14 protein-coding genes and 2 pseudogenes are annotated in these 13,610 nt (G+C 45.6%); 13 read left to right on the forward strand and 3 right to left on the reverse strand.

What is annotated here, in order from left to right; translation table 11 throughout:
* From H9644_RS18630 to H9644_RS18675, 10 genes and pseudogenes are all read left to right on the forward strand, one after another.
* Positions 1–636, forward strand: a 636-nt coding sequence (locus H9644_RS18630) for an HNH/endonuclease VII fold toxin-2 domain-containing protein (RefSeq protein WP_318240975.1), incomplete at its 5' end; no start/stop codon positions are given.
* Between the two features lie 21 nt (positions 637–657).
* Positions 658–1,668, forward strand: coding sequence for a beta propeller repeat protein (locus tag H9644_RS18635; protein ID WP_225221460.1), 1,011 nt, complete (start codon positions 658–660; stop codon positions 1,666–1,668).
* A gap of 137 nt (positions 1,669–1,805) precedes the next feature.
* On the forward strand, positions 1,806–2,081 hold the full coding sequence (locus tag H9644_RS18640; RefSeq protein WP_225221461.1) for a hypothetical protein: 276 nt from the start codon (positions 1,806–1,808) through the stop codon (positions 2,079–2,081).
* A gap of 21 nt (positions 2,082–2,102) precedes the next feature.
* Positions 2,103–2,417 carry a hypothetical protein gene (locus tag H9644_RS18645; protein WP_191775899.1) on the forward strand — a complete coding sequence of 105 codons (315 nt, stop codon included), beginning with the start codon at positions 2,103–2,105 and terminating at the stop codon, positions 2,415–2,417.
* Between the two features lie 46 nt (positions 2,418–2,463).
* Positions 2,464–3,708, forward strand: coding sequence for a hypothetical protein (locus tag H9644_RS18650; RefSeq protein ID WP_191775901.1), 1,245 nt, complete (start codon positions 2,464–2,466; stop codon positions 3,706–3,708).
* 11 nt (positions 3,709–3,719) lie between these two features.
* Positions 3,720–4,139 (forward strand): thioredoxin domain-containing protein, encoded by a 420-nt coding sequence (locus H9644_RS18655; RefSeq protein WP_191775906.1) that lies wholly within the window; start codon positions 3,720–3,722, stop codon positions 4,137–4,139.
* A 382-nt stretch (positions 4,140–4,521) separates the two neighbouring features.
* A pseudogene (locus H9644_RS18660) lies at positions 4,522–5,595 on the forward strand (ISAs1 family transposase); the annotation flags it as partial.
* A gap of 231 nt (positions 5,596–5,826) precedes the next feature.
* Entirely contained in the window at positions 5,827–6,330 is a 504-nt protein-coding gene (locus tag H9644_RS18665) for a hypothetical protein (RefSeq protein ID WP_064530430.1), read from the forward strand.
* A gap of 117 nt (positions 6,331–6,447) precedes the next feature.
* Positions 6,448–6,936 carry an integrating conjugative element protein gene (locus H9644_RS18670; RefSeq protein WP_064530431.1) on the forward strand — a complete coding sequence of 163 codons (489 nt, stop codon included), beginning with the start codon at positions 6,448–6,450 and terminating at the stop codon, positions 6,934–6,936.
* A gap of 25 nt (positions 6,937–6,961) precedes the next feature.
* Positions 6,962–7,156 (forward strand): annotated as a pseudogene (locus tag H9644_RS18675) (ISAs1 family transposase); the annotation flags it as partial.
* A 50-nt stretch (positions 7,157–7,206) separates the two neighbouring features.
* Here the strand turns inward: H9644_RS18675 and yafV are convergent.
* Positions 7,207–7,977, reverse strand: coding sequence for a 2-oxoglutaramate amidase (gene yafV / locus H9644_RS18680; RefSeq protein ID WP_064530432.1), 771 nt, complete (start codon positions 7,975–7,977; stop codon positions 7,207–7,209).
* Between the two features lie 180 nt (positions 7,978–8,157).
* Between yafV and ivy the strand changes: the two genes are divergently transcribed.
* On the forward strand, positions 8,158–8,604 hold the full coding sequence (gene ivy, locus H9644_RS18685) for an Ivy family C-type lysozyme inhibitor (RefSeq protein WP_016159303.1): 447 nt from the start codon (positions 8,158–8,160) through the stop codon (positions 8,602–8,604).
* A 42-nt stretch (positions 8,605–8,646) separates the two neighbouring features.
* Here ivy and fadE read toward each other — a convergent pair whose 3' ends face one another.
* Positions 8,647–11,091: an acyl-CoA dehydrogenase FadE gene (gene fadE, locus H9644_RS18690; protein WP_191775909.1), complete on the reverse strand. Its 2,445-nt coding sequence runs from the start codon at positions 11,089–11,091 to the stop codon at positions 8,647–8,649.
* A 239-nt stretch (positions 11,092–11,330) separates the two neighbouring features.
* On the opposite strand from fadE, the gene lpcA reads away from it, so the two are divergent.
* Complete coding sequence (lpcA, locus tag H9644_RS18695; RefSeq protein ID WP_016159301.1) at positions 11,331–11,909, forward strand: D-sedoheptulose 7-phosphate isomerase; 579 nt, start codon at positions 11,331–11,333, stop codon at positions 11,907–11,909.
* 104 nt (positions 11,910–12,013) lie between these two features.
* Positions 12,014–12,781 (forward strand): class II glutamine amidotransferase, encoded by a 768-nt coding sequence (locus H9644_RS18700; RefSeq protein WP_064530434.1) that lies wholly within the window; start codon positions 12,014–12,016, stop codon positions 12,779–12,781.
* Here the strand turns inward: H9644_RS18700 and dpaA are convergent.
* Positions 12,752–13,492 carry a peptidoglycan meso-diaminopimelic acid protein amidase gene (dpaA, locus tag H9644_RS18705; protein WP_064530435.1) on the reverse strand — a complete coding sequence of 247 codons (741 nt, stop codon included), beginning with the start codon at positions 13,490–13,492 and terminating at the stop codon, positions 12,752–12,754. The genes H9644_RS18700 and dpaA overlap by 30 nt on opposite strands.
* Between the last annotated feature and the right edge of the window lie 118 nt (positions 13,493–13,610).

The following is a 13,610-nucleotide window of genomic DNA, read 5'->3' on the forward strand; positions in this document are numbered from 1 at the left end:
GATGCGAAAAGCAGCCATGGACAGAGACTACCTCGCGTCAGTCCTTGCGGGGGGCGGGCTTTCGTAATCTTGCCCTGTCCTGTAAAAGCAATAACCGATATGATGTCACTGCTCAGCCGACTCAATCCCTGTACCAGGGCCAAGAAATGCATTTTTGTTCCATATGATATGGCAGAAGACTTACAAGGGCATGGATGCTGCCCTGGACAAACCGGACATCATGTGTTACCCGGCGCTATGTTTTATAACAACACAAATTGTCCGAAGTATCGAGATGGTAAAACTCAATCACATAAAAATGCACCAACAATTTGTGTTGAAGGTACAACAAATAGTCCTGAGTGGGGTAGTCATGGTCAATTGCATGGTAAAATGAGGGATAAAATAAACGAATACAAAAAAACGGGTATTTTTAAGTTCGGTGATCATAATAAGATTGATTATGATGATGCCAGGGATATGGCGATTGATGCTGTCATGGAAACTTTTCCTGAATCTCTATGTAAGCGTAAATGTCTTGAGAAACAATTAGATGAACATTATAAAGAAATGTGCAAGCCTAATATATTAAATGCAAGTAGTGGTATGGGAGGAAAACAATCCCGTCCATACTCTTCCTCCAGTAAAAACAAATAAAAATAACGCGAGATTAAAAATATGCTTATTACTCAAGATGAGTACAATGAAATATTCAACGGGTTTTATATTAATGGTGTTGCAGTAAGAGACACTGGTTATATTTATATAACCATACGAGAAAAGCGAGACGATATAGACCCTGTAATGGAAGAACATCTGGCAAGAAAAAAATTTGTTTCCTTTTTTTTTGATGAACCATTAGGAGAGCAATGGGGATACAGCGGTTATGAAGGAATGGACAAGATATTTTCGGCTACAACCAGTATTCCATTCAGTCAGTACGTGGGCGTTACAATGGAAAATGAGGTTTTTGCTATAGGTAGTGGTTTTGAAGGACTTGAAGAGCCGATCCCATATGAATTTGCCATTAGGAATACCCGAACTATTGGTGGACGAGTGTATGTTGTAGGATGCGCACGTAGTGTTGTTCGCAGGATAGACAGAAATAATTGGGAGAAACTAAATAAAGGTATCAATCTACCTGCGCAAGATGAAATTAAAACAATCCGTGAACAGATGCTATTCCTGGGCGCTGCTGGATTTAGTTGTGTGGATGGCTTCTCTGAAAATGATATCTATGCCGCAGGCGGTAAGGGGGATGTCTGGAATTTCGATGGTGATGAATGGAGGCAAATTCATTTTCCCAGCAACATGCTCATTGAATCTATCTGTTGTGGTCAGGATGGCTATGTCTATATTGGTGCGCAAAGCGGTACTATATTTAAAGGTCGAAAAGATCAATGGAAAATGATTCATCGGGGAGAGTTAACCTTACCGTTCAGGCAAATGGTATGGTATGAAAATTGTGTCTGGGCAACGTCTGATTATGGTGTGTGGCAAATAATTGGGGATGATGTTGTTCAGCCAGATTTACCCAGCGAGGTAAAAATGTGCGCTGGTTATATCAGTTGTACAGAAAAAACCCTAGTTCTGGCCGGGTATTATGGTGTAGCACGCTTAGAAAACGGTCACTGGGATATATTGATTAATTGTGTTCAGGCAGAGAAAGGTGATTTCTGTTCTGAGTAGTGATTGTCGCACTGCCATTACAGTCCAGAGACAGGATGTCAACTTTCATTATTAATCAGAAAATATCATAGATAAAAACGTTTAAGAATGCAGTTGGATATTTATTATGCATAAATTATACGCCCCTAATAAATTGAATGCAAATAGTGGTATTGGTGGGCATCAGTCTTGACTATTCTCTAATAAAGAAAAATCAAAATAAAATACAGATTAAATTTATGCTGATCACTCAAAATGAATACGATGAAGTTTTTAAATATTACCATATAAATGGTGTGGCTGTAAGGGATACTGGTTATATATATTTAACTTTGCGTGAGGCCAGAGATGATATTGTTCCAGTGATGGAAGAGCATAAAGCAAAAAAGAAATTCGTCTCTTTTTATCATAATGAACCATTAGGTGAACAATAGGGATATTGTAGGTATGAATGAATGGATAAGATTTTCTCAGCTACAACCATTACTCCATTTAGTCAATATGTCGGTGTTACAATGGTCGGTGAGGTTTATGCTATTGGCAGCGTATCAGGATCGTGTATGGGGACGTCTGACTATGGTATATGGCAGATTATGGGAGACGAAGTTATTCAACCAGTTTTACCGCCGGAGGTAAAAATGTGCTCTGGTTATATTAGTTGTACAGAATCAATTCTGGTAGTGGCTGGATACTACAGCGCTGCTCGCCTGGAAGACAATAACTGGGATATACTGATTAATCGTCTTCAGGCAGAAGGGGGAAATAGTTAGTAATTGCACAATACTTTCATCACAACTAATTATCATGGAAATTTAAATGGGCATTAATATAATAAAACCACTAATACAACAACATGCCAGAGATGCTGTATTTTACTGGCAACAGATTGTTTCAGGATGTTATTCACCACTTATTACCACACAGAAACGCTATCATTTTCATCGTCAGTTAAACGCGCATCTGGATGGTTTACGGGCAGCAGGTAACCATGGCTGGGACGCAGCATTTAAAAATTACTCACGCTGGAAATCTGAAGGTGAAGCCTTTGTTTGCTGGTTGCTGGCACTGGAACAGAATGACAAATCGTATATTGCGCAGTTGCATAAAATAGCTACTAGAAATATTGAACCATCATTACGAGGTATGACAGAAGCTCTAGCCTGGCTACCTGAGTCGCAAGCCCGATTAATTCTTGCACACTGGCGTCAGGATTCAGCATCAGATGATTTTATGCTTGAGGCCTGGCTACGCGCTTCAGCAATTGCCGGAATAATTCCACTGGAGGATCTGTCTCCATTATTCGCGCATAAAAACCCACGAATACGCGCCAGTTGCTGTTATCTGGCAGGGAAACTGCGTCTGCATAACTGGCAGCAGGCCATAATCAATATTCTGTCAGACTATGAACCCGACGTAAGAGAAGAAGCTATACTGGCACTGGCCTGGCTGTCACCTTGTACTGATATCGTGTATGAACTACATGATCTCCTGCTTTTCCATTTGCAGAACGCGCCTCAACGAGGGCTTGCTGCGGTTATTTTGCTCAGGAAACAGGAATATATTGCACGTATGACAGGACTATGCCTGCCACAGGGTGATCCACGTTTAGACAATATTATCAGTTCCATACCAGAGCGTTTACGTCTGCTGACTCTTGCTTATCACGGTGATCCAGCACAACTTCCCGTTCTTTATGATGCTATTAAAACAGAACATACCGCTCGTCTGGCATTCTGGTCAATTGGGTTCATTTCCGGGCTGGATATGACCACACCAGAACACTGTATACAGGAAACTGCAACAACAAATAATGATGAAGAACCACTGAGTTTTAAATCTGATGACACAGATATCGGACTTGTGAGACCAAATGCTCCCGCAGTAATTGCTGACTCCAGTGCATTAAATATCCCCTCTGGTCCACTTATTTATGGAAAAAAACCATCAATTGAATGGTGTCATGAGTTGTTGTCAACAGCGACTCAGGCAGCACGTTTCGCAGCATCATGGCATCTTGCCACTGGTGATTTGACAGTCCCTAAAGTTGATATCCGTAACTGAAGGATTACATTATGAATAGTAAGAGGAATTACTGGCTTCCAGGTGATAATGCAGTTCAGATAAGCAAGATGCTCCATGAGGGGCGCCGCCTGATTGTATGCCTGTGTGCCAGTTGGTGTTCATCCTGCCAGACATGGGAGAATCATTTCTCCCAATTGGCACAAGAATATACCGCTGATTGCTTCGTATGGCTGGATATTGATAAGCATCCTGACATGGTTGCAGATGTCGATCTTGACACATTGCCCGTTATTTTAATCCAGGATAACAAAACTGTATATTTTCTCGGTACGATAAAGCCAGAAATATCAATATTAAAAAAATTGCTCGGCACAGATAATTTGAAGATGAAAGTGCAAGACCCCGGAATCAGAAGTTTCCTATTAGAAGATGGAGAGGCTGAATACAATACTGGGGAAATATATTATTGATTAGAGCCGATTTTCAACGATGATTATTATACTCAAAAAACATCGATTCGTCTGGGTGACAAATCTTAATTAATTTATTTTTAATGATTTTATAGCAAAAAACTAAGCATTTTGATGTTTATTGGGAACATGTACATTAATTAAGTTGATGGATTTTTTTTTTGCTTGTTAATAAATAAGCCTTCCCAGCCCTGAATGCACGATAAGATTATCGGTTTGCATTTAATTACTTATCAGGCAGGGAAAGATCACGTAACGCTGCTTTTTTGTACTAAATGATTCGCATTTTATGTTCAATAATTGAGATATTCCTTATTACCTAAAACTGTTTTTCATAGCTTATATATGATCAAATACTCCTTACATAAATAAGGAGAGCAAAATGGAACTTAAAAAATTGATGGAACATATTTCTATTATCCCCGATTACAGACAAGCCTGGAAAGTGGAACATAAATTGTCTGATATTCTACTGTTGACTATTTGCGCCGTCATTTCTGGTGCAGAGGGATGGGAAGATATAGAGGATTTTGGGGAAACACATCTCGATTTTTTAAAACAATATGGTGATTTTGAAAATGGTATTCCTGTTCACGATACCATTGCCAGAGTTGTATCCTGTATCAGTCCTGCAAAATTTCACGAGTGCTTTATTAACTGGATGCGTGACTGCCATTCATCAAATGATAAAGACGTCATTGCAATTGATGGAAAAACACTCCGGCATTCTTATGACAAGAGTCGCCGTAAGGGAGCGATTCATGTCATTAGCGCGTTCTCAACTATGCACAGTCTGGTCCTCGGACAGATCAAGACGTATGAGAAATCTAATGAGATTACAGCTATCCCTGAACTTCTTAACATGTTGGATATTAAAGGAAAAATTATCACAACTGATGCGATGGGTTGCCAGAAAGATATTGCAGATAAGATACAAAAACAGGGAGGTGATTATTTATTCGCTGTAAAAGGAAATCAGGGGCGGTTTAATAAAGCCTTTGAGGAAAAATTTCCACTGAAAGAATTAAATAATCCAAAGCATGACAGTTACGCAATTAGTGAAAAGAGTCACGGCAGAGAAGAAATCCGTCTTCACATTGTTTGCGATGTCCCTGATGAACTTATTGATTTCACGTTTGAATGGAAAGGACTGAAGAAATTATGCGTGGCAGCCTCCTTTCGATCAATAATAGCAGAACAAAAGAAAGAACTCGAAATGACGGTCAGATATTATATCAGTTATGCTGATTTAACCGCAGAGAAGTTTGCCACAGCGATCCGAAATCACTGGCACGTGGAGAATAAGCTGCACTGGCGTCTGGACGTGGTAATGAATGAAGACGACTGCAAAATAAGAAGAGGAAACGCAGCAGAATTATTTTCAGGGATATGGAAGATCGCTATTAATATTTTAACGAAAGATAAGATACTCAAGGCAGGGGCAAGATGTAAGGTGTGAAAAGCAGCTGCGGACAGAGACTACCTCGCGTCAGTCCTTGCGGGGGCGGGCTTTCGTAATCTTGCTCTGCAAGGGATGATAAAAAGTGCAACTTTATTCCACGCAGCTATTTAGACAGCGTACAGTAAACAAACGAAAGTTGTTATTTCAATGGTCAGGACAAGAGCATGAAGTGTTTACTACACACTATGCTCTTGTCCTGGAGTCAGGTCTTGTTTGGAGGGATAAATGGTAGATATTGTCGAGGCCGATAAAACGGATATTTATTTCATTCAGGAGAGTGTTTATGGCAAAATCGGGTTGCCAGCTTTTGGTAATACAATAGGACCATCTGCACAGCAGATTGTTAAAAAGGTATTCGTTGTCGTTAAAGAACGAGATAAAACACATGCAAAACAGAGATTATTGTTGGAATATAATGGTAATAAACTCTGGATGAATGCTATAGATGGCAGTGAAGCTATCCTGCCAACAGAATTTTCTAAGCGATACGAACTTTCATTATTCAATACTACTAATTTTGGAGAAGATCCTTTTCCTGATGTTAATTTATATAATAATGTGAAATCGAGTTTTTTTGTAAGGTTTGGTGGAACATCCCATCCCGAGGCTTGGGCTATTTATAATGCAAGGACGAAAGAGGTAAAATATATAGAAACTGCAAGGGAGATTGATAAAATATTCAGTGATTTTAATTTGAATGATATATTGCCAATTCACATTGGTCAATGACTTTTTATATTGTGTGATTAAACGATTAAACGATTAAACGATTAAACGATTAAACATTAATGATGATTTATAATATCATCATTATTCTATAACATGAATAAATGGGTTGAATGTGTTATGTTAAAAATGAGTTTATACGTAATAATATTGTTGTTTTCCTTTCAGATTAGTACAGCCATTGCTGGCAAGGAAAGTGAGGTTGTTTCGCCATTATCCATGGGTGTTAATTCTTCACTAGCAATGGAAAATATTTCTGAATATTCCACATCATCGGAACCACAGCAACAGGGAGTATTTCCTGTAATATGTACTCGACTTCATCCAGGCACTGTAATGAAACGCCAGTTATTTTCAGGCTGGGGGCCTGTTTTTATAATTGGTGATGATCCTTTTTCTCTGCGCTGGATGAGTGAACATCTGGCGATGCTTAAATCGCTAAATGCCCTTGGTTTGGTTGTTAATGTTGAATCAGTAGATCGAATGGATGTATTACAGCAGCGGGCTGATGGGTTATTGTTATTGCCTGTTATCTGCGATAATTTTGTGCAAGCTCTGCAATTAAATGCGTATCCGGTATTAATCACAGAGATGGAAATATCACAATGATTAATAACGTAATTACTGCTAATGATATGGTTATTTTGAAAATGGTATTCCTGTTCACTACACCATTGCCAGAGTTGTATCCTGTATCAGTCCAGTAAAATTTCACGAATGCTTTATTAACTGGATGCGTGACTGCCATTCTTCAGATGGCAAAGACGTCATCGCGATTGATGGAAAAGCACTTCCACACTCCTATGTTAAAAGTGGTCGCAGGAGAGCGGGCTTTCGTAGTCTTCACCGACTCTCCCCGTCCTTAAACACAACGCCCACTCACAGCAACCTAAACTCATCCGCATCCCGCCATGCCGGAAACTTTTCTCTATATTCCCGTAACGCCACCATCGAAAGTTCCGCATCTATGCGCGTGGCCTGGTGCGGTTCGGCGGTGGCGATAATCTCGCCTTGTGGGTTAATTACCCGACTGTCACCGCGATAATGGCAGCCGTTGCCATCGCTGCCGACGCGATTACATCCCACCACATACGCCTGATTCTCAATCGCGCGGGCTGTCAACAACGCCTGCCAGTGCAGAGAGCGTGGAGCAGGCCAGTTGGCAACGTAGATTGCCAGGTCATAATCATTGAGATTGCGTGACCACACCGGAAAACGCAGGTCGTAGCACACCAGCGGCAAAATACGCCAGCCGCGCCATTCCACAATCACTCGCTCATTGCCCGCTTTATAATGCAGATGTTCATCCGCCATTCGAAACAGATGACGCTTGTCATAAAAATGCACCGTGCCGCCCGGCTCAACCAGCAAAAAGCGATTAACCGCACCAGAGTCCGTTTGCAATGCAACACTGCCTGCAATCAGCGCATTGCACTGCTGCGCTTTGGCGGTCATCCAGTTCACCACGTCGTGCTGCGCCAGAGACGTAACCGCCGCTTCCATGGCAAAGCCGCTGGTAAACATCTCCGGCAAAACGATCACATCACGCCCGGTAATACTTTCCAGTTGTCGATCAAAGTGGCGCAGGTTGGCGGGACCATCCATCCACACCAACGGTTGCTGCAAAAGCGTAATCTTCAAACCAGGCACGGTGTACAACTCCTTTATGCGAAGGGTTTTATCACTTTAACACCTTATCAGGCTATTACCTTACTGCGGAATAAATTGATAACAAATGCTGATATTGGAAATATCTGATTTGCAAACTATCGTGTTATCGCCAGGCTTTAGGGTGTTAATAACATGGGCAGGATAAGCTCGGGAGGAATGATGTTTAAGGCAATAACGACGGTCGCCGCTTTGGTCATCGCCACCAGTGCAATGGCGCAGGATGATTTAACCATTAGCAGCCTTGCAAAGGGCGAAGCCACCAAAGCTGCGTTTAATCAGATGGTGCAAGGGCATAAGCTGCCAGTCTGGGTGATGAAAGGCGGTACTTATACCCCCGCACAAACCGTAACGTTGGGAGATGAGACTTATCAGGTAATGAGTGCGTGTAAGCCGCATGACTGCGGCTCGCAACGTATTGCGGTGATGTGGTCCGAGAAATCTAATCAAATGACGGGACTGTTCTCGACCATTGATGAGAAAACTTCCCAGGAGAAACTCACCTGGCTGAATGTGAACGATGCGCTCTCGATTGATGGTAAAACGGTGCTGTTCGCGGCGTTGACAGGCAGCCTGGAAAACCATCCGGATGGCTTTAATTTTAAATAATTAGCAGATAAAGAAACGGAGCCTTTCGGCTCCGTTATTCAATTACGCGGCTTCAACTTTCCGCACTTTCTCTGGCAACTTTACCGACTTCGTCGCCAGCTCTTCCGGCTCAAAGTCATCAACGTTAATACTGCGCAGACGGCTCTCTTCCGCTTTCACCAGAATGGCGGCTTCATCTTTATCAATCAGCCCCTTCGCCAGCGCGTTGTGCGCCAGTTCATCTAGTCGGGTAAACGGCAGGTTTTTACCCAGCTCTTTACAGATCCGCTGATGAATCGGGTCGGCGGTAATCACATCCACCAGCGCTTCTTCCAGCAGGCCAACCGGATTATGCTCGCTCGGCGTCAGGTACTGACCGCGACCAATGCGTGAACGGGTGGCGCTCGGCACTTGTAAAATCTTCGCCACTTTATGATCCAGCTTGTCAGACGGTGCCAGATAGTGACGTCCGGTCGGGAAGATCACCACATTCAGCAACCCGGCAACCACGCGGTTCGGGAAGTTTTGCAGTAAATCATCCATCGCCTGTTCAGCCTGATACAGCGCATCCTGAACGCCCCAGTGTACCAGCGGCAGATCGGCTTCATTACGGCCTTCATCGTCATAACGCTTCAGAACGGCAGAGGCGAGGTAAAGCTGGCTTAAAATATCCCCCAGACGTGCCGAGATGCGCTCGCGACGTTTCAGGCTGCCGCCCAGCACCGCCATTGAGACATCAGAAAGCAGGGCGAGGTTGGCGCTCAGGCGGTTCAGATGCTGATAATAACGTTTAGTGGCATCGCCGGTTGGCGTGCTGCTGGTTAAACCGCGCGTCAGGCCCAGCCAGAAGCTGCGAACCTTGTTGCTACCTACGTGACCGATATGTTTGAACAACAGTTTATCGAACGCGTTGACGTCATTGTTCTTCGCCGCTTCCATCTCTTCCAGCACGTACGGATGGCAACGAATCGCCCCCTGGCCGAAGATCATCATGCTGCGGGTCAGAATATTCGCCCCTTCAACAGTGATGGCAATCGGTGCGCCCTGGTAAGCACGCGCCAGGAAGTTGCTCTGCCCGAGCATAATACCTTTACCGCCAGTGATATCCATCGCATCAATAATCGACTGCTGCCCGCGGTGGGTACAGTGATACTTAACGATAGCCGACAGCACGGCAGGTTTTTCACCGAGCATAATGCCGTAGGTAATCAGCGATGCCGCAGCATCCATCACATAAGCGTTCCCGGCAATACGCGCCAGCGGTTCTTCAATCCCTTCCATCTTGCCGATAGAGATTTTGAACTGACGACGAATGTGAGCATACGCGCCGGTTGCCAGTGCTACCGACTTCACGCCGCCGGTTGAGTTGGAAGGCAGGGTAATGCCGCGGCCCACTGAGAGGCACTCCACCAGCATCCGCCAGCCTTGTCCGGCCATTTTTGGTCCGCCGATAATGTAATCGATCGGTACGAAGACATCTTTACCGCGCGTCGGTCCGTTCTGGAATGGCACGTTCAGCGGGAAGTGGCGACGACCAATCTCCACGCCCGGCGTGGTGGTCGGGATCAGCGCACAGGTAATGCCTAAATCTTCTGCACCACCGAGTAATTTCTCCGGATCGGAGAGTTTAAACGCCAGACCAAGCACGGTCGCAATTGGCGCGAGCGTAATGTAGCGTTTGTTCCAGGTCAGACGCATGCCCAGCACCTGCTGGCCCTGCCATTCACCCATGCAGACAATCCCGGTGTCAGGAATCGCACCCGCATCGGAACCCGCTTCCGGGCTGGTCAGCGCAAAGCAAGGGATCTCCTGACCACGCGCCAGACGCGGCAGATAGTGATCTTTCTGCTCGTCAGTGCCGTAATGTTGTAGCAGTTCGCCCGGGCCTAGTGAGTTCGGCACGCCGACGGTAATCGCCAGGATCCCGCTCACGCCAGAGAGTTTTTGCAGCACGCGAGACTGGGCATAAGCCGAGAACTCCAGCCCGCCGTACTCTTTTTTGATGATCATCGCGAAGAAGCGATGCTCTTTCAGATACGCCCACAGCTCCGGCGGCAGGTCTGCCAGTTCATGGGTGATCTGGAAATCATTCGCCATCCGGCAGGCTTCTTCTACCGGGCCGTCGAGAAACGCTTGCTCTTCAGCGGTCAGGCGCGGCTGCGGATAGTTATGCAGCTTTTTCCAGTCCGGTTTGCCCTGGAACAAGTCGCCTTCCCACCAGGTGGTGCCGGCATCAATCGCTTCTTTCTCGGTGCGCGACATCGGTGGCATCACCTTACGGAATCCACGGAATACCGGCGCAGAAATCATCGACTTACGCATAGGCGCAAAGTTAAACGGTACGAGGATAATGGCCAGAGGCACCAGTACCCACGCCGACCACAGACCAGCAACGCCGAGGGCGGCTGTCCAGGCGAGCAAAATCAGACTGCTGATAAATAAGCTCACGCGGTGATAGAACAGCGCGCCGAGCAGGACAACCGTAGCGAGAATACTCAAAATCATCATAACGAAAAGCCCCTTACTTGTAGGAGGTCCGACCACTTGTGATGATATGGTTGTAGTGGATGTGAAAACATTTAGCAATGTGTTTACAATATAATTACTACAAAGCTCACATTGTTGCTGTTTTTATCCGCACTTCAGGTCAAAAAGTCCTGGTCATTGCACCTGCCTGTACTTCTCGCTTTTGGCGGTATCCGGTACACTGCATTTTGTCTATTACATTTATGCTGAAGGATATCCTCATGTACCAGGATCTTATTCGTAACGAACTGAACGAAGCGGCGGAAACGCTGGCTAACTTTTTAAAAGATGACGCCAATATTCACGCCATTCAGCGCGCGGCGGTCCTGTTAGCAGACAGCTTTAAAGCCGGTGGCAAGGTGCTTTCCTGTGGCAACGGCGGCTCCCATTGCGACGCCATGCACTTTGCTGAAGAACTGACCGGTCGCTACCGTGAAAACCGTCCGGGCTATCCGGCGATTGCCATTTCAGATGTCAGCCACATCACCTGTGTTGGCAATGATTTTGGCTTTAACGATATTTTCTCCCGCTACGTTGAAGCGGTAGGTCGCGAAGGCGATGTGCTGCTGGGGATCTCCACTTCCGGCAACTCAGCGAACGTGATCAAAGCGATTGCGGCGGCGCGTGAGAAGGGCATGAAAGTGATCACCCTGACTGGTAAAGACGGCGGTAAAATGGCAGGCACGGCGGATATCGAAATTCGCGTTCCGCATTTTGGTTATGCCGACCGCATTCAGGAAATTCACATTAAAGTGATCCATATCCTGATCCAGTTAATTGAAAAAGAGATGGTTAAGTAAGTCTGGCGTAGGCCGAATAAGGCGTTCACGCCGCATCCGGCCTGAAAATTCTTAAATCAATCTTCGCCGGGGGCCATGCGCTCCCGCTGTTGTGGAGGTTACCGATGTGCGAATTGCTCGGGATGAGCGCCAACGTCCCTACCGATATCTGCTTTAGTTTCACCGGGCTTGTACAGCGTGGTGGTGGAACCGGGCCACATAAAGATGGTTGGGGCATTACCTTTTACGAAGGTAAAGGCTGTCGCACATTTAAAGATCCACAACCCAGCTTTAATTCCCCCATCGCCAAACTTGTCCAGGACTACCCGATAAAATCCTGTTCGGTTGTGGCTCATATTCGCCAGGCAAATCGGGGCGAGGTGGCGCTGGAAAATACTCACCCGTTTACCCGCGAGTTATGGGGACGCAACTGGACTTATGCCCATAACGGGCAACTGACGGGCTATAAATCACTGGAAACCGGCAACTTTCGCCCGGTCGGTGAAACTGACAGCGAAAAAGCCTTTTGCTGGCTGCTGCATAAATTAACGCAGCGTTACCCGCGCACGCCGGGCAACATGGCTGCGGTGTTTAAATATATCGCTTCACTGGCGGATGAGCTGCGGCAGAAGGGCGTTTTCAACATGCTGCTCTCGGACGGGCGCTATGTAATGGCGTATTGTTCGACCAATCTGCACTGGATCACCCGCCGCGCACCGTTTGGCGTAGCAACGTTGCTGGACAGGGATGTGGAGATCGACTTCAGTTCGCAGACCACACCGGATGATGTGGTCACGGTAATAGCGACACAGCCGCTGACGGGCAATGAAACCTGGCAAAAGATTATGCCAGGCGAATGGCGCTTATTTTGCCTCGGGGAGCGTGTAGTTTGATGCCAGTTGTGGCTGCACAACTTCGTGGCTCAACGGTTTGCTGACCACGTAACGGCCATTGACCACAGAAACGGTCGGTGGCTTACGGGTCTGTTCAAAGTAGTCGTAGCCTGGCTTCAGCTGCTCCCAGAAGTCTTTAAAGTTGGAATACTTATGACGTTGCATGTTGGCGTCGGTCATACGGAACGGGTAAATGCTCACCTGCACACTTGACTGACCAAACACCAGCGCACCAGTAACGAACTGGAAGATCTCATCAATGCCCTGATTGGTCATCGCGTAGCAGCCGATGGAAACACAATCGCCGTGGATCATCAGGTATTTCCCTTCATAACCATGCGCACGGTCATAGGCGTTAGGAAAACCAATATTAATCGCTTTGTAGTAACGGCTATCTGGTTTTAACTGATTACGCTGGACACTATAAAACCCTTCCGGACTTTTGAAATCGCCCTGACGCTGTTTTGGTCCTAACCCGCCGGAATATTTACAGATTTTATAGCTGTCGAGTAGCTGATATTGCTCGCCCATTTTGACGTAGAGATCGAGCGTACGTTCTTCCTTGAAGATTTGGATGTAGACAGGGGATCCCATCAACTGCTGCTTATACTCTTTGCTCACTGGCGTGGTAGAGCTACTGCTGCCCAGCAAACCGGCAAACGAAACGCACGGGACCAACAACATCGCAAGAATTAATGCGATTTTACGCATACTGCTTATTCCTTGATAAAACGGTTACACACGCCAGGACGGCAAAATAGATCCCAAATCGGAATAGTCTGGATTTGGAAGGCTCACATTATCACCAAAAGAGTTTTACGCAAGTCTG

This window comes from Escherichia whittamii (assembly GCF_014836715.1).
In the GTDB taxonomy this organism is placed as follows: Bacteria; Pseudomonadota; Gammaproteobacteria; order Enterobacterales; family Enterobacteriaceae; genus Escherichia; species Escherichia whittamii.